This window comes from Neptuniibacter sp. QD29_5 (assembly GCF_047778125.1).
Lineage (GTDB): Bacteria > Pseudomonadota > Gammaproteobacteria > Pseudomonadales > Balneatricaceae > Neptuniibacter.
Map to the genome: position 1 here is coordinate 2,819,944 of NZ_CP180556.1, position 21,844 is coordinate 2,841,787.

Below are 21,844 nucleotides of genomic sequence, written 5' to 3' on the forward strand. Positions count from 1 at the left end.
CTACGATTAATCTTTACGGTGCTCACGTAACCAGTTTTGTACTTGATGAATCTGCTCTGATTCCATCAAGGATGGCACATGAGGGATACCCGGAATGGAGATTAGCTCTAGTTTATCGTTTGCCTGCATCTTACGCACGGTTTCTTCCTGCAAGACATCCGATTCTTCACCCCAAATCAGTAACTGCGGGATATTAATCGCCGACCATACCGGCCAAAGGTCAACATCCTCTGATGAAGCATCCGCGGTAGCTTGTGCAATAGCGGGGTCATAATGAAGATGGTGAACCTCATTTTCATCTAAGCGTGAACCATGCTTAGCAAGGTGGTGCCACTGTCGGTCCGACAGATGCTTAAAGGATTCATAGGTATCGCGCATATAGGCCTCAACCTCAGAAAGAGACTGGAACTGCTTATCACCAAGATACTCTGAGATGCGCTTAAGGGAGCTTGCAGGCACAAACGCCCCTATATCATTGAGCACTAGATGTTTGATTGGCGAGTTAGGCAGAGCAGCTAAGCACATGCCGATAATCCCACCCATGGAGGTACCAACCCAGTCCACCTTATCTACATTTAAACGCGCTAAAAGCGCTGTAATATCATTAAGATACTGAGGTATTCCATACACCTGTCCAGCAGGCAGCCAATCGCTCTCACCACGCCCAACAATATCAGGACAGATAACACGATAATCGCGAGACAAAGCCAAGGCTAGCTCATCAAAGTCGCGGCTATTACGTGCTAAACCATGCACACAGACGATCACTCGATCGTTCTCGGCGCTTCCCCATTCGTGATACACCATCTGATGAAATCCAACAGGGTTTAAACAACGTATGCTATCCGTATGCATAGGGCCTCCTGATTTAAGCAATTTCAATAAGTTAGCATGCACACTAAAATTGTAAAGAAACGCAACAATTGCTGAACCTGTAGATCATATTCAGCTACTATGTTCCTAAGTCACATTTCCACTTGAGCAATGGAAACAATATGAGCAGCACGACCTCTTCCAACGGACCTGTATGGTTAAAAATACTAATTCCTTTATTAATCTTAGTATTTGCCATCGGTATCTTTTTCCTGCTGGTTATGACAAAGCCACAAGCGCCTTCTAGAGAAATCAAAGAAAAGGTCTGGAGCGTTAAAACCATCTCAGCAGAACCCAATATCCACCAGCCTAACCTTGTTCTATACGGCAAAGTCGAATCACCACGCATGACCCATATTACCGCGGCTGTCACAGCTTTTGTCGAGGCGGTGGATACCGATGAAGGTAAAAACATCGCCTTGGATGAAGCACTCATTAAGCTCGACAGCAGTGATGCTCAACTGTTAGTCGCGCAGCGCCAAGCTGATGTCGATAGTTTTAAAGCACAGATTGATGCCGAAAAAATACGTTATCAAACTGATCAGAAATCATTAGCGATTGAGCAAAAACTGCAGCAGTTAAGCCTTAAAGCAGTTACCCGCTACCAAAACCTGATCAAGCGCAAAGTCAGCAGTCAGGATCAGCTCGATAGTGCACGCAGTGCTTATCATCAGCAGACCCTAGCGGTCACTCAGCGGGAACAAGCTATTGCTGATCACCCCAACCGTTTAGCTCAGCTGGAGTCACAATTAAAACGCGCTACAAGTCTCTTAGATGCGTCCATATTAGACCTAGAACGCACCGCCATTAAAGCGCCGTTTATTGGCCGTGTTGCAGGCTTGCATGTCGCTCCAGGGGATCGTGTTCGTGCCGGTGATCCACTGCTAGATCTATACAGTACCGATCGTTTAGAAGTACGTGCTCAAATCCCCAATAGAGTATTAGCTAATCTTCGTAATAGAGAAATAAACTCAGCTATTCAAGCCACAGCTCAGTTGGATGGACAGACGCTAAAGCTGGAACTTGATCGCATCGCAGCCGAAGTTGATGGAGGCCGTGCCGGTGTTGATGCCCTCTTCAAAATCACCGATAAGCAAAATGTGCCTGAACCTGGCCGCTCCTTAGCGATCGCCGTTGAGCTGCCTGCAGTAGAACAGACAATCGCGCTTCCACCTATGGCGCTTTATGGTTTAAACCGTATCTACCTGCTTAAAGATGGTCGTATGCAAGGTCTAGACGTCGAACGTATCGGTGACAGTAGTGATCAACAAGGCAAGCCTGTTGTACTTATTCGTAGCCCTCAGTTAGTGAGTGGCGATCAGATCATTACGACTCAGCTACCGAACGCTATTTCTGGGCTTAGAGTTAAAGACGTAAACGCGCCCGAGGTAGTCGCTGCAACCGGGGCGAAAGATGAATAACTACCAAGGCCCTCTGCAGAACCTCACTGCGGTTTTCGCAAGTCATCGCGTTGCTGCCAATCTATTCATGCTGCTGATGATTTTAGCCGGTATTTGGGGTCTGAATAAACTAAACACACAGTTCTTTCCATCGTTCGAACGCGATGTCATCACAGTTTCCGTACCTTGGAGTGGCGCGGCTGCTGAGGATATTGAGAGTTCAATCGTACTGCCTGTTGAGGAATCGCTAAAATCCCTCACCGGTATCGAGACCTTATATTCGACCGCCATCCAAGGCTCTGCCTCGATTCGTATCGAGGTGGATGAAGACAGTGACGTTGATTACCTCTTAGATGAGGTAAAACAGAAGATAGACAACGTCCGTAGCGAGCTACCTTCTGATATCAACGAGCCACTGGTACAACGCATCCTGCGCTATGAGCAGATTGCCAGCCTTATCCTTAGCTCCTCAAATGGTTCCATAGAAGAGCTTCGTCCTTTTGCACAGCGTTTTGAGCAAGAGCTATTAAGCCGGGGAATCAACAAAGTCGACTTTACCGGCCTACCGGAAAAGCAGATTCAAATAGAGCTACCGGCTGCCCAACTTAATGAGTTGGATATGACAATGATGCAGGTAGCCAATAGCATCCGCCTGCGCAGTTTAGATCTACCTGCAGGTACCGCAGCCAAGGGGGATGGCTCACGTCAGATCCGCAGTCTAAATCAGCAAAGAGATGTTGAAGGCTTTCGCCAACTACCGATTATCACCGATAGCAATGGCCGTCTGGTGAGACTAGGAGATATCGCTGATGTATCCCTAGGCACTAAAGACAATCAGGTTCTTTTAAAATACAAAGGCGAACCTGCGGTCATGATTCGTCTGCGCCGAACCGAAAATCAAGATACGTTGAAATCGGCGGATATTCTCAATAAATGGTTAGAGGAAACGCGTCCGACACTGCCATCTAACATCACCATGGTTACCTATGATGAGCGCTGGCAACCGGTTCAACAGCGTATCAATCTACTGCTTAAAAACGGCTTAGGTGGCTTGATCCTTGTGATCGCAATTCTGTTTCTATTCCTTAATGCCCGCGTAGCGTTTTGGGTCACCATCGGTATCCCGGTCTCCTTTATGGCCACACTCGCCATCCTTTATGGTATTGGCGGCACCATCAATATGATCAGCCTGTTTGGCCTGATCATGGCGTTAGGGATTATCGTAGATGATGCCATTGTGGTCGGGGAAGACACGCTGACCCACGTACAACGTGGCGAGCCGGGATTACAGGCCGCCATCGGCGGTGCTCATCGCATGTTGGCTCCGGTTATGGCTTCGTCGATGACAACCATTGCAGCCTTCTTGCCGCTACTTCTGATTGGGGGGCATATCGGCAGCATTCTTATTGATATACCAACCGTGGTGATCTGTGTAATTCTGGCATCACTCGTTGAATGCTTCCTGATTTTGCCAGGACACCTTCATCACAGCATCAAGAAAGCAGAAGACCTCCACCCTTCAAAGTTACGCATTCGTTTAGATGAAGGTTTCAACCGTTTTAAAGAGATCCACTTCCGTAAGCTAGTTAAGTTTGCAATTAAATACCGTGGAGCAACCATTGCTAGCGCCTTTGCCGTTTTTATCATCGCCATAGGCCTAGTTTCTGGCGGGCGAATCAAATTCACCTTCTTCCCGGCCGTTGAACGCGATGTCATGACCGCCAATATTCAGTTTGTTTCGGGTACTGACTTTGCAGAAGTTGAGCGCTTTGTGCAGCATCTGGATGAGACCTTAGCTGATGCCGATAAAGCTTTAGGCGGAGATAACATTAAAGTCGCTTTTCAGCGCTTACGTAATGCCTCTTTCTCAAGAACCACCTCATCCAGTAGCCGCGGTGATGAATTTGCATCGCTGTTGGTAGAGTTTAATCCGGGTGATTATCGTAAATATTCCACCACTGAATTTAATAAAGAGTGGCGTAGCCGAATCCAAGTACCCGCTGGGGTAGAGAAATTCTCTATTGATGTCAGCACCAGCGGTCCGCCTGGAAAGCCGATCGAAATAAAGCTATCTGGCACCGATATTCATGTGCTTAAGCAAGCCTCTTTAGATCTTCAAGAGGTGCTAAAAGGCTATGTTGGCTTAAACAATATTGATGACGATCTCCCCTTCGGTAAATCGCAGCTGATCTACGCGCTAACACCTGCGGGGAAATCAGCAGGGATGACATTAGACAGCGTCGGCCGACAACTACGTACCGCCTTTGATGGTATGGAAGTGCAAAACTTCTATGATAATCGGGATGAAATTGAGGTCCGTATCCAACTGCCCAAAGAGGAACGCGATCGCCTTAGCAGCATAGAACAACTTCCAATCGTACTACCGAACGGCGGCACAACGCCGTTGAGTAATATTGTGACGTTTAGAGCGCAACAAGGCTTAGATACCTTAACCCGCGTGGATGGCAAACTTTCCATCAAAGTCACAGCAGATCTGGATGAAAGCGCAGCCAATGCTGACGAGATAATCGAAGACCTAAAAGCGGGCAAACTCGATAGCGTGTTAAGCCAATACGGCATCGAAGCCAGCTTTGAAGGTAAGAATAAGAGCCAACGAGAAACGCTGGATGATATGAAGCTCGGGCTTCTCATCGCCCTTGTTCTGATCTTTATTATTCTGGCTTGGGTTTTTGCGTCTTACAGCTGGCCAATCGCGGTGATGTTAGCAATCCCTCTAGGGCTGACCGGCGCGATTTTAGGCCATGGCGTTATGGGCTTAAGTTTGACCGTTTTGTCCCTATTCGGCTTCTTCGGCTTATCCGGCATCGTCATCAATGACTCAATCGTTTTGGTGACTTTCTATAAGCAGTTAAGAAAACAGGGGCTGGCGATTGAAGAAGCAATAGAAGAAGCAGCCTGCCAACGTTTGCGCGCGGTACTGTTAACCTCGCTCACAACGATTGCAGGCCTCACACCGATTCTGTTTGAGACCTCCCTGCAAGCACAGTTCCTCATCCCTATGGCGGTATCCATCGTCTTTGGCTTGGCTTATGGCACATTGCTGATTCTTCTATTCGTGCCTGCAACACTGACCTATATCGAAAATATCCGTCAGTTCTTCGGTCTCAAAAGTCTAGATTTACCTGAAGAACCTACCGAAGAAACTAGCCCTCAGGTTACTAGTTAAGCTTGGATTTAATAAAGCTCTGCAAACTTTCCGCGGCTTGGTCATCAATACTCAAGATGGCTAAGCCGTAGCGCATACAATGTTGAGATTGGCGCTGGTTGTACACCACTCGGCATAAGCAATGTACTGGCTGATTGTTTAAACCAAAATGGACATATATCTCTAAGGGAGCACCGACAATAGGCGGCTTCAACTGATTCATATCAGGCCCACCCTCAACCAACATCCCACCTAAACTGATGTTGATCAAAGTGACGTCGATAGAAACACCATCCTGAGTAGAAAGCTCTGCAGGTATATCCGTATTGATACGCGGATATATTCGTCTTTCGGTAGTCATAAAACCCTACCTTTTTTGTGATATCCATCAGCATAGTTCGGTTTGATCATATATTCACACCTATTCAAAGCCATAAACTGCGAAATACCGCCTAAAATCTACAAAAGGTTATATTTTAAGGCGAAAAATTAGGTCTTAATCCTAGTGCTGTTCTCAGGTATAATTTTGCGCCTAATTTTGCTTCATCTTTTCATTAGTGAGCCCCTGCTTGGGCACTTAAAGGACCCGTATGAATCGCGATCTGAGTCTGTTACAGCCATACCCATTTGAAAAATTGACTGCGCTGAAAGCGGAAGTAACACCGCCTTCGGATAAAGAGCACATCGCACTTTCTATCGGCGAACCTAAACACCCGTCACCTCCATTCGTGGCGGAGTGCCTAATTGAAAACATGGGCAAGCTGGCAAACTACCCTACAACTAAAGGTTTGCCAGAGCTACGCCAAGCAATTGCCGACTGGTGCACACGTCGCTTTAGCCTAAACGAAAACACGCTAACGGCTGACGATCACGTTCTGCCTGTTAACGGTACACGTGAAGCGATCTTCGCTTTCACACAAGCAGCAGTTAACCGCGCGCCTGACGCATTGGTGGTATCTCCAAACCCGTTTTATCAGATCTATGAAGGTGCGGCGTACCTATCTGGCGCAGAGCCATATTACCTAAACTGCCTGCCAGAAAACGGCTTTATCCCTGATTACGACGCTGTACCGGAAGATGTATGGCAGCGCTGCCAGCTATTGTTCCTATGCTCTCCAAGCAACCCAACAGGTGCAGTAACTGATTTGGAAACATTGAAGAAGCTAATCGCGCTTTCTGATAAATACGACTTCATCGTGGCATCTGATGAGTGTTACTCAGAGATCTACCTAGACGAAGAGAACGCTCCAGTAGGTCTTCTACAAGCATGCGCAGAGCTTGGCCGTGACGATTACAAAAACTGTATCGTTATGCATAGCCTGTCTAAGCGCTCTAACCTACCGGGTCTACGCTCAGGCTTTGTTGCAGGTGATGCGAAATTGCTAAAACCATTCCTGTCATACCGTACATACCATGGCTGCTCTATGCCGATTCAGCATCAACTAGCGTCTATTGCAGCATGGAACGATGAAGATCACGTACTCGATAACCGTGATCAGTACCGTCACAAGTTCGACAGCGTTATCCGTATCCTAGAGCCTGTAATGGAAGTTCAGCGCCCAGATGCGAGCTTCTACCTGTGGGTTAAAACGCCGATTGCTGATGATAAGTTCGCACAAGGCTTGTTCGCTTCACAAAACGTAACTGTACTTCCGGGTAGCTACCTATCTCGCGAAACCGATGGCACCCTTCCGGGTGCGGGTTTTGTACGTATGGCACTAGTTGCAACCGTTGAAGAGTGCGTGGAAGCAGCAAATCGTATCCGCGAATACGTTGAATCACTTTAAGGCCGGAGATTAAGCCCCATATGATTACTATGTATGGCATTCCTAACTGCGACACAATCAAGAAAGCTAAAAAATGGCTGGAAGCGAACGGTGTCGATTACCAGTTCCACGATTACCGCAAAAATGGCCTAGAAGAAGCACAGCTTAAAACTTGGGTTGATGAGTTAGGTTGGGAACTACTGCTCAATAAACGCGGTACGACATGGCGTCAGCAGCCGGACGAAGTTAAGAACAATATTGATGAAGCCTCTGCCATTGCGCTCATGCTGGAGCACCCAGCAATGATCAAGCGCCCGCTTCTGGATACCGGAAGTGAACGCAAAGTAGGTTTTAAAGATACAGAATACGCAGCGCTTTTCAGTTAAGCGTACTGCAACAACGTAACGAATTTTAAATTTTATATTTCTGGAGAATATCATGGCGAATTTTGCATTCGGTTTGGGTGTAGGCACTAAGTCCTCTGCTGACGAACTGCTAGAAGTTTATTACAACGCACCACTGCTGAACGCAGACGATGCGATGGTTAACGCTGTTGCTGAAAAAGTTGGCTACACAGGTGGCAACGCTGCAATCGAAATCAAAGAAGCTCAGCTAAAAGATCTAGAAGCTGCATTTCTATCTGTAGGCGCTGAAGACCAAGCTGAAATCGTAGAGATCCTAGAAGGCACTCAACAGCCACTAGTACTTTGCATCCTTGAGTCTGACGAGAACCCAACAAGCACTGCAGAAGCTTACCTAAAGCTTTCTCTACTTTCTCACCGTCTAGTTCAGCCACACGGTATCAACCTAACTGGTATCTTCGGTCTTCTACCAAACGTTGCATGGACTAACGATGGCGCTGTATCTCTAGACGACCTACCAAAGCGTCAACTGGCTGCACGTGCTCAAGGCCGTGTTCTAACAGTTAACTCTGTTGATAAGTTCCCGAAAATGACTGATTACGTTGTACCTGCTGGTATCCGTATCGGTGACGCTTCTCGTGTACGTCTAGGTGCTCACGTAGGTGAAGGCACAACGGTAATGCACGAAGGTTTCGTAAACTTCAACGCGGGTACACTTGGCGTAAGCATGATCGAAGGCCGTATCTCTGCAGGTGTTGTTGTAGGTAACGGTTCTGACCTTGGTGGTGGCTGCTCTACTATGGGCACACTATCTGGCGGTAACAACGTTGTGATCTCTGTAGGCGAAAACTGCCTACTAGGTGCAAACGCAGGTCTAGGTCTACCACTAGGCGATCGTTGTACACTTGAAGCTGGCCTATACGTAACTGCTGGCTCTAAAGTAACGATCCTTGACGATCAGAACAACGAAGTTAGCACGGTTAAAGCTGCTGACCTTGCTGGCAAGCCAGACCTATTGTTCCGTCGCAACTCTCAGAACGGTCGCATCGAAGTTAAGACTAACAAGTCTGCGATTGAGTTGAACGAAGAGCTACACAAGCACAACTAAAAGCTGGCTCTAAGCTATTGCGCTTGCTTATTCAGCGTTGGAGCTTAGTTCGGAATGCTCATTTACTACATGTAAACTCTGCTTCCTCACTAAGCTCCGCCTCGACTAAGCTGCGCTCATAACGCTTAGCTTCCAGCTTAAGCCTTTCTCTATATCACGCGTCATCCTAACGGAACCTCACTATGACTCAGCACCTCTCTCCAACAATTGAATTGGCCAAAGACCTTATCAGCCGCCGCTCTGTAACACCTGAAGACGCAGGCTGTCAGGATCTCATGATTGAACGCTTAGAGGCCCTAGGCTTCAAAATTGAGCGCCTTCAATTTGAAGAGGTATCTAACTTCTGGGCTCGCCGTGGCGATTCAGGTCCAGTTTTCTGCTTTGCAGGTCATACTGACGTTGTTCCTTCTGGCCCTGAAGAGCGCTGGGAGTTCCCACCATTCGAAGCGCATATCGAACAAGGTATGCTTTGCGGTCGTGGCGCAGCGGATATGAAAGGCAGCCTAGCGGCGTTCATTACAGCGCTAGAGCGTTTTGTAGAACACCACCCAGATCACGATGGCTCTATCGCACTACTGATCACCAGTGACGAAGAAGGTCCATGGGTGAACGGGACGACTCGTGTAGTTGATCACCTTGAAGCACGCAACGAGAAGATCACTTGGTGTATCGTTGGCGAACCTTCAAGTACAGAACACGTAGGCGATGTCATTAAGAACGGTCGTCGCGGCTCTCTAGGCGGCGCACTGACTATTCGCGGTGTTCAAGGTCACGTTGCTTACCCACACCTAGTAAAAAATCCAATTCACATGGCTGCGCCTGCATTGGCAGAACTAGCGGCTGAAGTTTGGGATGAAGGTAACGATTTCTTCCCACCAACAAGCTTCCAGATCTCTAATATTAACGGCGGCACAGGCGTAACTAACGTTGTACCAGGTCATGTGGATATCATGTTCAACTTCCGCTTCTCTACCGAAGTAACGGCGGATGAATTAAAAACCCGTGTTCGCGATATCCTAGACAAGCACAATCTAGAGTGGGATATCGACTGGACGCTTTCTGGCAACCCATTCCTAACCGCTGAAGGCGATTTGGTAGAAGCATGCCAGCAGTCGATCAAAGCGATTACAGGTCAGGACACTGAGCTATCCACGTCTGGTGGTACTTCTGATGGCCGCTTTATCGCACCAACAGGCGCACAGGTGGTCGAGCTTGGCCCAATCAATGCGACTATCCACAAAGTGAACGAGCGCATCAGCTGCAAAGATCTAGATACCCTATCTGATCTTTACGAGAACGTTATGGCTCGCCTGCTGGTTAAGGACTAGTAATGCAACTCACTTGCCCTGTTTGTAAATCCTTGCTGGAGCAGCAGGGCAAAAATATGCGCTGCGAGAACAACCACAGTTTTGATGCAGCGCGTCAGGGCTATTGGAATCTATTACTGGCCCACAAAAAGCGCTCTAAAGATCCGGGTGACAATACAGAGATGGTACAAGCCCGCCGTCAGTTTTTAGATGGCGGCCACTACCAAGCACTCTCCGACCAGATCAATCAGCTAGCTCTAGAAGAGCTAAAAGATATAGAGAGCGCTCACATTCTAGATATGGGCTGCGGTGAAGGTTATTACACAGACCGCCTCCACCAGCACCTACTAGCCAACGATCAATCTGTTGAGCTCACCGGCCTAGATATCTCCAAACATGCGGTAAAAGCAGCCTGTGCTCGAACCAAAAAGATTCAATGGTTAGTCGCTTCCGGTGCTGACACACCAGTGCCAGATCAGTCGCTCGACCTGCAACTGGTACTCTTTAGCCGCTTAATGCCTGAAGCACTGGCGAAACCAATGAAAGGTGGCAGCAGTTTAATTGTTGCTTGGCCGGGCGCCGATCACCTGATCGAGCTACGCAAACTGATCTACAGTGAGATTAGAGAGAGCCACTTTAATCCGGTTGATACGCTAAAAGAGCAGTTTGAGCTATCTAAACAGGTAACTGTTAACTACCAGTTTTCACTCAATAGCTCTGAGGAGATCAGCACTTTATTGGCTATGACCCCGCACGGCCAGCGCCTCAAAGCTAAAGCACAACAAAAGATCATCGACCAAGAACAGCTAGATCTCACCCTAGATGTGAATTTGGGCGAATTTACCCGCTTATGAAGCAAACCCTGAAACGCTGGCTAAAACATAGAGCCGACAACCCTCGCCAAAACTTAGTGATCTTTGGCATCGGATTTGTCGCCTTCTTTGTCGGCGTACTTATCCTAGGTGCCGCCGAATTTGCATTGAAAAGCTCAGTAGCTCAAGAGATTCTTGCCCTGATTGGCTTGATCATCATAGTGGCAGGGATCATACTGGCGGCCGTAGGTTATCTTAGCCTCAGCGTACTACGCATCATCCGTTTTATTAGCGACGACAAAAATGACTGACACCCGACACCCTGATATCGAAATCTACGTAAAGAATCGCTCTTTTGATTCAATCACTAACTGGCTTCAGTCACATGCCGACCAACTGGATATCATCTCCTCAAAAGGCAATATCCACGAGCTAAGCCTGCGCTTCGGTGAGCACTCCGTACCCGTCATGATCCACGAAAAAGTGGCTGGCAAAGCATGGGCTAGCGTATGGCTGAAATCAGATAAGAGCCCTTGGGCGCAAGACTTAGACTGCGCACATGCGGCGTCTTCAGAGATGGACACACAAGTGCGAAGCATTGCTGGCGGCTGGAACGATGGTGATGATCCAGATGAATACTGGAAGGTAGAAGCGGGCGAAGCAGAAAAGATTCAGTGGCGCACTTAGGCGCCTGAATTAAGAACCTACTTAAGCTGCCGTACGGATCTGCGAACGGGAGCTTTCAATTTCATCGATCATCAACTGACCAGTCGACATCAACGCAACCTTAGCGTACTCATCCGACGATAACTGCTGCTGACGTGGCGTATTGCTATGGCTATGCAGATAGCCATTCACATAGGCAAAATCACCCACTAAACCATCATGCACGGCCATATTCAATCGCTCTACAACCTGACCATCATGTAACTCATTTGGATCAGGGTATTTGGACTGGGTTTCCGGTAAACGAAACTCTGCATCCGATACAGCAGGCACAGCATCCGGCTTCACCAATTGCTGGTTAGAATGAATCAAACTCAGCAGCATAGAGAACTGCGCACCACTACCACTCTGAACCGCTTGGCTCAGATTGGAGGTATAGCCCTCTATTCGAGTTTGAATCTGTTCTGTACGCATAAAACCTATCTACAACCGGAAGTAACAATCTAGTATTGAAACTAGTGACGACTGTATCGGCAAAACGCTAAACTTCTTTACTGAAAATCACAGAAAAATTAGAGATAAATCCAACATGGGAAGATGGCGCCCCCCTCAACCTCGAAGTTCCAAGTACATTACAGCCGAAGGCTATAAAGAGCTGAACGATGAGCTGAAATATCTTTGGAAAGTAAAACGCCCCGAAGTAACGCAATCGGTAAAGGAAGCTGCCGCTCAAGGGGACCGTTCAGAGAACGCAGAATACATCTACGGCAAAAAGCAGCTACGAGAGATCGACCGCCGTGTTCGTTACCTATCAAAACGCTTAGAAGATATGGTGGTAGTAGACCGCGCTCCAGCCCCAGATAAACGCGATACCGTATTTTTCGGCGCTTGGGTTACGCTGTTAGATGAAGAGGATGAAGAGAAACGCCACCGCATCGTCGGCCCTGATGAGATCGGCGCTGGCTCTGATTACATCTCTATGGATTCCCCTCTAGCCAAGTTACTTCTAAAAAAACAGCTCGGCGAAGAAGTCTGCTTACAAAAACCGGATGGCAGCGAAGTTTGGTACGAGATAACCAAAATCGAGTACGCTTAAGCTAAAGCGATTTAGCCCACTCATCACGCGTGATTTTAAACAATACATGCTCGTACAGTGGGCTTTCCGATGGCACAGCAGGATGGTTGAAGTTTTCCCCTGTGTCACGCAGCCCCAAACGTGTCATTACCGCTTGAGAGCGCAAATTAGGAACAGCCGTAAACGACACCACCTCATCAAGCTCTAACTCGGCAAACGCAATTTCCAATGCTTTCGTCGCAGCCTCAGTCGCGTAACCTTTACCCCAAAATGCTTTACTCAACCGCCACCCCACCTCAACGTATGGTGTAAAAGGCAGTTCAATCAAAGGACTATTTAAGCCAACAAAACCTATAAACTGACCTGAACTTTTCTCTTCAACTGCCCATAAGCCCCAACCATTCACATCGATACGCCGCTGTAGCTCAGTCGCCAATGCATCACTTTCCTCACGAGAAAGCGTACTTGGGAAATACTCCATCACATCAGAGTCGGCATTGATCTGCTCAAAGAATGGCTTGGAATCGGAGTCTCGCCAAGAGCGAAGGATAAGTCGTTCGGTGGTTAGAGAGGTCATCACAACAGTCTTGCTTAGAGGGAATATAACGATTTTAGAATTCATTAAATAGAATAACTAAATGCGCTACGCCTATCTATGCAGATTGAGACTTATATTTCTGTTTCGCTTTATACATATTTTGGTCAGCAATGCGTAATAGCTCTTCAGCTGCGCCTGCATCATCTGGAAAACAACTGATTCCAATACTGACACTGATTTTATGATTAGGTAATTGCTCTACAGAGAATGATTTTTCTATAGTTTGATGAATCTTACTTACAATGAGATTAGCTTCTTCCAATGAGTTTGTGTCGACCAGTGCAGCAAACTCATCACCGCCAATCCGAGCAACGATATCTGTTTTTCTTAAACAAGAGGTTAGGATTCCAGCTAACTCAATTAAGACCTTATCTCCAACCTCATGCCCAAAATTATCATTTATAGGCTTGAAACTATTAAGATCAATATACAGTACAGTTATCTTTTTCAACTGACGCTCAGCGCGAATTAAAGCACTCTCTAATTTTGAAAAGAATAACCGTCTATTTGGCAGCTTAGTAAGGGGATCTTCATAAGCTTTTGTCAGCAACTCCTGAGCAACCTGGGTATGACCTTCTGGGTTTTGAAAAACCAAGACAAATCGGTCAGCTAATTTAGATTGGGCAGCAACCTTATGAAGCGAAGCAAAATAAGTACTATTTTTGTTGTCACAGAGCTCTCCGCTCCAATAATGATTAGTTCCTAAGCACTCTTCAATATTGCACTTGCCACCTGCCGCATCAAAAAAATAATCAAATACGGAGCCTTTAGGTTTCGCATCTAAATCAAATGCCCTCTGAGCAGCTGAATTTGCAGCTAAAATTTCCGACTGAGTATTTAGAATAAAGCAGGGGTTATTGGTCACTTCGAAGAATACCGAAGCTATTTGACGATTCTGCTCAGCCTGACTTTCAAACGTAACGTTAGTGCCAATACCCAAAACCCCATTTACTTCACCGCTTTCATTCACTAACGGCAGTTTATGCATATCCAGTAATCGACGCCTACCATCCTCATAGGCAACCCATTCATCATCCCTGTGAGCCTTTCCGGTCTTCAGAACCTGAGCATCTATGCCCCGAACATAGCCCGCAGACTCCTTGGACATAAGGTCTGCATCAGTTTTGCCTAAGATTTCATTCGAAGGCTTATTAATAAACTCTTCAAAACTGCGGTTCACTACCTGGTATACCCCCTCATCATCTTTGGCGAAGATAAAGTCCGGTAGCGTATTTATTATGTTCTTAAGCAGAGTTCGTTCTTTTTTTAGAAGAGCACGTTCCTCTTCTAGTTTTTGGGTTGCATTCACTAGCTCAGTTATATCTCGGGCCACAACTGCCACGCCCAAGCCATCCGTTAAAGGACCGCTATAAACGGAATGTTTACTATGAATATGGAGGAGATTGCCCTCAGGGTCTGGTCTAGAAAATTGAAATTCAAAGGATTCCCCAGCCAACGTTCTATCTAATGCGGGCTTCAAAAAACCGTTGAATACTTCGTCACCATGAAGATCCCTAACGTGAGTTCCTATGATCTCTGAAGCAGGCCGTTGAAACATAAGCTCATAGCCACGGCTTACTGCACGATAGATATAATGCTTATCTACGATAGAAACCGGATCACTTATATAACTGAGAATCGATCCATCGATATCATTCAAGCTTGATGAGAGGGACTTAGGATCAGTACCCATATGAAATATGGCCTATAGCAACTTACAAAATTAATATAACTGTATTTTTAGTTTTACCCTCAATAAATAAGGGTTACAAGATATAGTCCGCTTAAAGCCACGAAGGAAGGTGCTAACTGCTTTTATCTTGGTACATTTTGCTATCAGCCTGCTCCAACCAATACTCAATAGCCTGATTACCTTGCAACATCACACTGCCAATACTGACACTAAGATTGTTTTCCTTAAGGCCTTGGTTGATACGTTCGGCAATTTTATCTAAGTCGGCCTGCGTCTCTGCTGCAGCAAGTACGACGAACTCATCACCTGACATACGCGCAGAGATATCATTTTCTCTGATAGCGACTCGAATAGCTTCTGCAAGGTGCTTGAGTGCTTGATCTCCCGAGCTATGACCCTGTTGATCATTAATCCCTTTGAGGTCATCTAGATCCAAATAGAGCAAGCCTAGAGTCATTCCCGTGCGTTTAGCGAGTACCGAATAATGCGTTGCGACCGACATAAAACCACGACGGTTATAGAGCCCTGTTAGCTCATCGGTCATTGCTAAGTTGGAAATCTCTTCATACTGAGAAAGTAAGCGAAGATCTGCTTCGATTAGATCCCTAAATTCACTAACTAGATCGAGGTATTCAGAGCGGTAATCGGTGGTTTCAAAGTCCATAACACAGATGGTTCCAAACGGCTCACCCGATGGCCACTGCACCGGCAAACCTAGGTAGGAGCTAAAACCATCATCAGCAACTTCGGGGTTGGTATCCCAGGCAGGATCCTCTTGGGCATTTTTGACATATAGTTCATGCCCTTCCTGAACTACTTTTTTACAAAAGATATTGGTATCCGGCGCAATCTCTACCCCCGCAGGGTATGGATTCGATTCCTGATCACTGGCAATCACTACCTGATAGCCTTTCGGCCGATACTGAACGATAAAGCCCGCGGGAGCCTGAAAGATACGCGCCATCACATCCACTGTTTTCTGCCACTTATCCAATGGCACCAGATCATCCTTCTCCTCGATTACCCACTGGTCGGGATGCAACATAAAACCCTCTAAATAAATAGCTGTATATAAACCATTCACTAAATTTAGCATTTATTCAAGAAATAGAGTGCGTGCTGGATCAATAGTTCAGAAAATTTAAGATCAGTGGCTAGTGGCTAGTGGCTAGTGGCTAGTGGCTAGTGGCTAGTGGCTAGTGGCTAGTGGCTAGTGGCTAGTGGCTAGTGGCTAGTGGCTAGTGGCTAGTGGCTAGTGGCTAGTGGCTAGACAGGATTTTAAGTTTGCGCAGGAATAGCTAGTAAAGGTTTTTCTAACAACTAGCGAGCGAAGCGATCTCTAGGCGTAGCTGCGTCCTCTAGCCACGAAGTGGCGTCCTAAGCGGCGAAGCCGTGCTGAATTTCAGGCATAAAAAAACCAGCTCAAGGCTGGATTCTTAAAGTGGTGGGTCGTATAGGATTCGAACCTATGACCAATTGGTTAAAAGCCAACTGCTCTACCGACTGAGCTAACGACCCACATAAGATTGCGAAAGAATTTCGCTAAAGAAGTTTAAGAGTGGTGGGTCGTATAGGATTCGAACCTATGACCAATTGGTTAAAAGCCAACTGCTCTACCGACTGAGCTAACGACCCAACTCTTAAGATGGCTCCCTGAGCTGGACTCGAACCAGCGACCAATAGATTAACAGTCTACTGCTCTACCAACTGAGCTATCAGGGAACTGCTGTTCCAGTAAATGGCGGAGGGATAGGGATTCGAACCCTAGGGCCCTCTCGGACCGCTGGTTTTCAAGACCAGTGCTTTCGACCACTCAGCCATCCCTCCGCAGGAACGGCGCGTATATTATCGTAATGAGTTTTTGTGTCAACTAATTACGTACTGTTTTTTCAAAAAAACTGATTATTTTTCAAAGTTTTTTCAGTTTCTGGAAATTCGACTAAAGATTAACCAGAAACGATTAAAAAACAACCGGATAAACACGCTTCACCGGATTTCTACAAATTACATATTTGGATAATTTGGTCCGCCCATACCTTCTGGGACTACCCACTTAATATTTTGGGCCGGATCTTTAATATCGCAGGTCTTACAGTGTAGACAATTTTGCGAGTTTATTTGAAATCTTTGTCCCTGTTCATCCTCAATCACCTCATACACCCCTGCTGGACAATATCGCTGCGCAGGTTCAGCATAAGTCGATAGGTTTGAACCTAAAGGAATGCTTTCATCTTGCAACTGAAGATGACAAGGCTGGTCCTCTTCATGGTTAGTATTGGAGAGGAACACTGAACTGAGCTTATCAAAGCTGATTTCACCGTCAGGTTTTGGATAACTAATCTCTTTGCACTCAGAAGCAGGCTTCAGCTGAGCATAGTCTGCATGAGTATCGTGCAGCGTAAATGGAATTTTGCCGCCAAAGATATTCTGATCGATGTAGTTAAAGGCTCCACCTAACAACGGACCAAACTTATGCATCGCTGGGCCAAAGTTACGTGAGCGGAATAATTCATCATACAACCAAGAGAATTCAAACTTCTGCGCATAACCGCTCAGCTCTTTACCACCCTCACCCGACTGAGTTAACTCATCGAAAATCGCTTCTGCAGCCAACATGCCCGACTTCATTGCCGTATGCGTACCCTTAATTTTAGAGAAGTTAAGCGTACCGGCATTGCAACCGGCAATGATGCCACCCGGGAAGGTCATTTTAGGCAAGGCATTAAAGCCGCCTTTCGTGATCGCCCTAGCACCATAGGAGACGCGCTTACCGCCCTCTAGGTACTGTTTCAAAACTGGATGATGTTTCATGCGCTGAAACTCATCAAACGGACTTAAATATGGATTGGAGTAGTTCAGATCGATAATCAAGCCAACAACCACTTGATTACCCTCTGTGTGATAGAGGAAGAAACCACCACTCGCGCCATCACTCAATGGCCAGCCTGAACCATGCACAACTAGACCGGGCTTATGCTTATCAGGATCAATATCCCACAGCTCTTTAATACCCAAGCCATAATGTTGAGCATCGGCGTCTGCTGCTAGATCAAAGCGCTCTATCAGCTCTTTACCTAAATGCCCACGACAGCCTTCTGAGAACACCGTGTATTTAGCATGCAGCTCCATACCCGGCATATAACTATCTTTCTGCTCACCAGACTCAGTTAGACCCATATCCCCCGTCGCTACACCCTTAACGCTACCATCTTCATGGTAAAGAACTTCAGCTGCAGCAAAACCAGGGAAGATTTCCACTCCAAGCTGCTCAGCTTGCTCGGCCAGCCAACGACATAAGTTACCTAAGCTAACAATATAGTTGCCGTTGTTATGCATAGTTTTAGGAACCAGCATATTCGGAACTTGGGTGGCTTTTTCCTCATCTTTGAGCATAAAGATCTGATCTTCGGTCACCGGCGTATTTAACGGCGCCCCCTGCTCTTTCCAATCAGGAAACAGCTCATCTAGAGCGCGAGACTCAATGACTGCGCCCGATAATATATGTGCCCCAACTTCAGAGCCTTTTTCTACCACACAAACCGTTAGTTCTTTTTCCGCTTCTTGAGCTTGCTGCATCAAACGGCAGGCTGTGGATAATCCAGCAGGACCTGCCCCAACAATGACTACATCAAACTCCATTGATTCACGCGCCATATCACTCATAACTCACCTCTCTCACCTATATGGCGTCTACTTAAAACTGCTCTTCAGAAAGCTGCATCACCGCATCACCACCCGCCATGACTGCGCTCAACAGACCTGACGTACGTGGTAGCAACTGCTCTACATAAAAGCGCGACGATACAATTTTGCTTTCTAAAAATGGTTGATCGCTTTCAGGATCATTTAGCTTAGCTTGAGCAATGCTGGCTGATTTAACCGATAACCAGCCACCACACAGATAACCAAGCAACATCATAAAGCTGACGCTGGCTGCACCAGCTGCTGCTTGATCTTTACTCGCGGTTTCCAATACCCACTTTTTAGCGTCTTCTGCATGGGCAAGGGCATCACGGGTAGCGCTAACCAAATCTTGCAGTTCAGGTTCGGATATCTGATCAAGATCGCTAGCAATTTCGCTCAGTAGATCAGTGAGCGCAGCACCACTATCTACCAAGGTTTTTCGACCGATCAGGTCTAAAGCCTGAATACCGGTAGTACCTTCATAAATCGTCAAGATACGCGCATCGCGGTAGTGCTGTGCAGCGCCTGTTTCTTCGATAAAGCCCATACCACCGTGCACTTGTACTGCAAGATAGGTCATTTCTTGGGCTAACTCTGTCACCCAACCTTTAACAATCGGAGTGAGAAGATCCGTTCGTGCCTGATGTTTAGCTCGCTTTTCACTGTCCTGAGCATGCTGACAAAGGTCACTTTCAGCGCGAGCAACATAAGTTAATGCACGCATTGCTTGAACGCCTGATTTCATCTGCAACAACATACGACGTACATCAGGGTGCTTCATAATGGTGACACGAGAGCCATCTCTTAATGTGCCTTGGACGCGCTCTTTGGCATATTCCAACGCCTGTTGATAAGCACGTTCAGAAATTGCTAAACCTTGCAGGCCCACACCTTGGCGTGCATCGTTCATCATAGTGAACATGCATGCGAGGCCATTATTTTCCTCACCTACCAAGTAACCAATTGCACCATCGTTATCACCAAAACTCATCACACAGGTAGGACTGCCGTGGATACCGAGCTTGTGCTCAAGAGCAACTGCCGATGCATCGTTGCGCTGATCAGTCATTTGGCCATTTTCATCCAACAGGAATTTTGGCACGACAAATAGAGAGATCCCTTTTACACCGGCCGGAGCATCAGGCAAACGCGCTAATACCAGATGAACGATATTCTCAGTCATCTGATGGTCGCCCCACGTAATAAAGATCTTTTGGCCAGTAATTCGGTAGTGATCACCTTCTGGTACAGCACGCGCTTTCAGCGCGGCCAAGTCGGTACCTGCATCAGGTTCTGTCAGGTTCATGGTGCCCGTCCACTCACCGCTGATCAGCCTAGGAAGGTAGTGCTGCTGTAGCTGTTCACTGCCATGTGTTTCCAACGCTTCGATAGCGCCCTGAGTCAGCAGAGGACATAAAGCCCAAGCCAAGTTGGAGGACTGCCACACTTCGTTAACCGCAACAGAGAGTGCGTTAGGCAGGCCCTGACCACCGAATTCAGGATTAGCCGCAAGCGATGGCCAGCCACCCTCACAAAACTGTTGGTAAGCATCAGAAAAACCCGGCGTTTCCTGCACTTGGTTATCAACTAACTTGGCACCTTGCTGATCACCAACAACATTTAGAGGAGCAAGCTGTTCCGTGCCTAGCTTAGAAGCCTCATCTAAAACCGCTTCAGCCAAGCCTTCAGCAAACTCTTCTAGACCTGCTGAATGACAAATCTGTTCTAACCCCACCAGCTCATTCAAGACAAAAACACCATCTTGATACGGGTATCGATAATCGCTCATTGTATAACTTGCTCCGTCTTAACCTGCTTACCGCTTAGATCGGCTCAGGCTTTTTATTGTAATAACTCGACGTTAATTCACATTGGGAAATGCTATTAACATAATCGTTCCAGCATCCATATCCAGCAATAACATTTCACACCTCAATAACTAACAAAAACGTTCTAAAGACAAAAAAGGCCCTGTAAATTGGGCCTAATTAAAACTTTATGAATCTGCTAATTGCTGGCAATAGCTGTCACTGCGCCGATATTCTCCAGGGGTCATGCCGGTCCATTTTTTAAATGACCTAAAGAAGGCGGAGGGCTCTTCAAATCCCATCAACCCTGCAACATCATTGATCGATAACTGTGGAGAATTCATATAGTTAAGCGCAGCTAGCTTGCGACACTCATCTTTAATCTTTTGATAAGAAGTATCTTCTTCCAACAATCTACGCCGCAGTGTCGATACCGACATATGCAGTCGGTACGCTACTTCTTCTGCACTTGGCAGATCCTGACTGAAGTCCTTACCAATCAGAGCCACCACTTGGGACTTCAAGCTGGTGTCATCATCCACCATCACGATTAGCTGATAAGGGGCTGTTTTTAAGAAACTACGTAGGGTTTCAGGCGTTTGAACAATCGGAAAATCCAAATAGCGCGCTGGAAAAACGATAGCATTATCGTGCTGATCGAATTTCACTTCTGACTGAAAAAGGGTTTTGTATTGCGCCACATCGTCTGGCTCAGCAAAGGAAAAATAGGCTGCTTTCAGCTCTAACCTTTTACCAATCAACCAGCACAAAAAGTGCTGCCACATCGATAGCGAGGTTCGAATACGCCCTGGTATTTCGTCTTTTAAAATCTCCTCCATAGAGACCTCAGCCGCGTCCGTTGTGGTAAACGAAACCTTGGCAAAACGTCCTTTGCGCACCAGATAAGGTTTAACTTTTGTGCCGCGACAGATCTCATGAAAATCACTGGCACGATAGATCGCTTTCTCTAGCGTTGTACAGTGAATCAAGCAATGGCACATCATGCGGAATGTCCCATTTGGCACCTTACCACCACTCAACATTCCGAAATATTCGTCTTGAGCGATGTAATAAATACGCTGATAGAGCAAACCAAACTTATCCGCCGGAAATTCAGTCTGATTACCAATTTCGGCCGGATCGATACCGACATGGGTCAACAGCTGTTCGACACTGAAGCCCTGCTCTTCAACTAACTGCAATAAGTGACGGACGTACCCAGCGGGTACGGTAATTTTACGCTCCATGACTCTCTAACCTATTTTGTTCTTATTTTTTGATGAAACGCACTTCCCTTTCTTATTCATGAACTATTATGTTAATAATTTCAAGCTAACGAACTATTTTGTTAATAACTTTGCTCTCAATTGTTATTGAGAGATTTTGTTAAGCCAGTGAACATGGATAGCGTTAAAGATACTGTAACTGCTCTGTAGAGCCCATTCTGCAAACCTACTGAGTAGAAGCAATGGATTTAGATAGAAAAAACAATTTGCGCCTTAAAAAAATAACAACGCTAGGTGAAC

The 21,844-nt window shown here is 46.5% G+C and carries 19 protein-coding genes and 4 tRNA genes; 10 read left to right on the top strand and 13 right to left on the bottom strand.

Annotation, left to right across the window (positions count from 1 at the left end; translation table 11 throughout):
* Window positions 1-6: 6 nt before the first annotated feature.
* Entirely contained in the window at window positions 7-855 is an 849-nt protein-coding gene (locus tag ACMXYR_RS13410) for an alpha/beta fold hydrolase (RefSeq protein ID WP_415901975.1), read from the bottom strand.
* A gap of 140 nt (window positions 856-995) precedes the next feature.
* Here ACMXYR_RS13410 and ACMXYR_RS13415 point away from each other — a divergent pair, with 140 nt between their 5' ends.
* Window positions 996-2,294: an efflux RND transporter periplasmic adaptor subunit gene (locus ACMXYR_RS13415; RefSeq protein ID WP_415901976.1), complete on the top strand. Its 1,299-nt coding sequence runs from the start codon at window positions 996-998 to the stop codon at window positions 2,292-2,294.
* A complete protein-coding gene (locus ACMXYR_RS13420) occupies window positions 2,287-5,460 on the top strand; it encodes an efflux RND transporter permease subunit (RefSeq protein WP_415901977.1) in 3,174 nt (1,057 codons plus the stop codon). The genes ACMXYR_RS13415 and ACMXYR_RS13420 overlap by 8 nt, the downstream gene beginning before the upstream one ends.
* Here the strand turns inward: ACMXYR_RS13420 and ACMXYR_RS13425 are convergent.
* Entirely contained in the window at window positions 5,453-5,800 is a 348-nt protein-coding gene (locus ACMXYR_RS13425) for a PilZ domain-containing protein (protein ID WP_415901978.1), read from the bottom strand. The two genes, ACMXYR_RS13420 and ACMXYR_RS13425, sit on opposite strands and share 8 nt — an antisense overlap.
* Before the next feature lie 229 nt (window positions 5,801-6,029).
* On the opposite strand from ACMXYR_RS13425, the gene dapC reads away from it, so the two are divergent.
* The 7 genes from dapC to ACMXYR_RS13460 all read left to right on the top strand — a co-directional run bounded on the left by dapC (window position 6,030) and on the right by ACMXYR_RS13460 (window position 11,481).
* Window positions 6,030-7,226, top strand: coding sequence for a succinyldiaminopimelate transaminase (gene dapC / locus ACMXYR_RS13430; protein WP_415901979.1), 1,197 nt, complete (start codon window positions 6,030-6,032; stop codon window positions 7,224-7,226).
* Window positions 7,227-7,246: 20 nt separating this feature from the next.
* Entirely contained in the window at window positions 7,247-7,591 is a 345-nt protein-coding gene (locus tag ACMXYR_RS13435) for an ArsC family reductase (protein ID WP_415896925.1), read from the top strand.
* A gap of 52 nt (window positions 7,592-7,643) precedes the next feature.
* Window positions 7,644-8,675, top strand: a complete 1,032-nt coding sequence (dapD, locus tag ACMXYR_RS13440) for a 2,3,4,5-tetrahydropyridine-2,6-dicarboxylate N-succinyltransferase (RefSeq protein WP_415901980.1) — start codon at window positions 7,644-7,646, stop codon at window positions 8,673-8,675.
* A gap of 182 nt (window positions 8,676-8,857) precedes the next feature.
* On the top strand, window positions 8,858-10,003 hold the full coding sequence (gene dapE, locus ACMXYR_RS13445) for a succinyl-diaminopimelate desuccinylase (RefSeq protein ID WP_415901981.1): 1,146 nt from the start codon (window positions 8,858-8,860) through the stop codon (window positions 10,001-10,003).
* A 2-nt stretch (window positions 10,004-10,005) separates the two neighbouring features.
* Complete coding sequence (locus ACMXYR_RS13450; protein ID WP_415901982.1) at window positions 10,006-10,836, top strand: putative RNA methyltransferase; 831 nt, start codon at window positions 10,006-10,008, stop codon at window positions 10,834-10,836.
* Window positions 10,833-11,105: a hypothetical protein gene (locus ACMXYR_RS13455; protein WP_415892460.1), complete on the top strand. Its 273-nt coding sequence runs from the start codon at window positions 10,833-10,835 to the stop codon at window positions 11,103-11,105. The genes ACMXYR_RS13450 and ACMXYR_RS13455 overlap by 4 nt, the downstream gene beginning before the upstream one ends.
* A complete protein-coding gene (locus ACMXYR_RS13460; RefSeq protein WP_415901983.1) occupies window positions 11,098-11,481 on the top strand; it encodes a hypothetical protein in 384 nt (127 codons plus the stop codon). The genes ACMXYR_RS13455 and ACMXYR_RS13460 overlap by 8 nt, the downstream gene beginning before the upstream one ends.
* Window positions 11,482-11,502: 21 nt before the next feature.
* Here ACMXYR_RS13460 and ACMXYR_RS13465 read toward each other — a convergent pair whose 3' ends face one another.
* Window positions 11,503-11,934 (bottom strand): hypothetical protein, encoded by a 432-nt coding sequence (locus ACMXYR_RS13465; protein ID WP_415901984.1) that lies wholly within the window; start codon window positions 11,932-11,934, stop codon window positions 11,503-11,505.
* Between the two features lie 115 nt (window positions 11,935-12,049).
* On the opposite strand from ACMXYR_RS13465, the gene greB reads away from it, so the two are divergent.
* Entirely contained in the window at window positions 12,050-12,556 is a 507-nt protein-coding gene (greB, locus tag ACMXYR_RS13470) for a transcription elongation factor GreB (protein WP_415901985.1), read from the top strand.
* 1 nt (window position 12,557) lies between these two features.
* Here the strand turns inward: greB and ACMXYR_RS13475 are convergent, their stop codons facing one another.
* From ACMXYR_RS13475 to ACMXYR_RS13520, 10 genes are all read right to left on the bottom strand, one after another.
* The gene (locus tag ACMXYR_RS13475; protein WP_415901986.1) at window positions 12,558-13,157 is read right to left on the bottom strand and encodes a GNAT family N-acetyltransferase; all 600 of its coding nucleotides are present in this window, start codon (window positions 13,155-13,157) and stop codon (window positions 12,558-12,560) included.
* Window positions 13,158-13,188: 31 nt separating this feature from the next.
* Window positions 13,189-14,826: a sensor domain-containing diguanylate cyclase gene (locus ACMXYR_RS13480; protein WP_415901987.1), complete on the bottom strand. Its 1,638-nt coding sequence runs from the start codon at window positions 14,824-14,826 to the stop codon at window positions 13,189-13,191.
* A 112-nt stretch (window positions 14,827-14,938) separates the two neighbouring features.
* A complete protein-coding gene (locus tag ACMXYR_RS13485; RefSeq protein ID WP_415901988.1) occupies window positions 14,939-15,871 on the bottom strand; it encodes a diguanylate cyclase in 933 nt (310 codons plus the stop codon).
* Window positions 15,872-16,268: 397 nt separating this feature from the next.
* Window positions 16,269-16,344: transfer RNA gene (locus ACMXYR_RS13490), tRNA-Lys, on the bottom strand.
* A gap of 41 nt (window positions 16,345-16,385) precedes the next feature.
* A tRNA-Lys gene (locus ACMXYR_RS13495) sits at window positions 16,386-16,461 on the bottom strand.
* Between the two features lie 11 nt (window positions 16,462-16,472).
* Window positions 16,473-16,548, bottom strand: a tRNA-Asn gene (locus ACMXYR_RS13500).
* 17 nt (window positions 16,549-16,565) lie between these two features.
* A tRNA-Ser gene (locus tag ACMXYR_RS13505) sits at window positions 16,566-16,653 on the bottom strand.
* Window positions 16,654-16,830: 177 nt separating this feature from the next.
* Entirely contained in the window at window positions 16,831-18,480 is a 1,650-nt protein-coding gene (locus tag ACMXYR_RS13510; RefSeq protein WP_415903655.1) for an electron transfer flavoprotein-ubiquinone oxidoreductase, read from the bottom strand.
* Between the two features lie 40 nt (window positions 18,481-18,520).
* A complete protein-coding gene (locus ACMXYR_RS13515) occupies window positions 18,521-20,299 on the bottom strand; it encodes an acyl-CoA dehydrogenase (protein ID WP_415901989.1) in 1,779 nt (592 codons plus the stop codon).
* A gap of 207 nt (window positions 20,300-20,506) precedes the next feature.
* Window positions 20,507-21,565, bottom strand: a complete 1,059-nt coding sequence (locus tag ACMXYR_RS13520) for an AraC family transcriptional regulator (RefSeq protein WP_415882356.1) — start codon at window positions 21,563-21,565, stop codon at window positions 20,507-20,509.
* Window positions 21,566-21,844 lie beyond the last annotated feature (279 nt).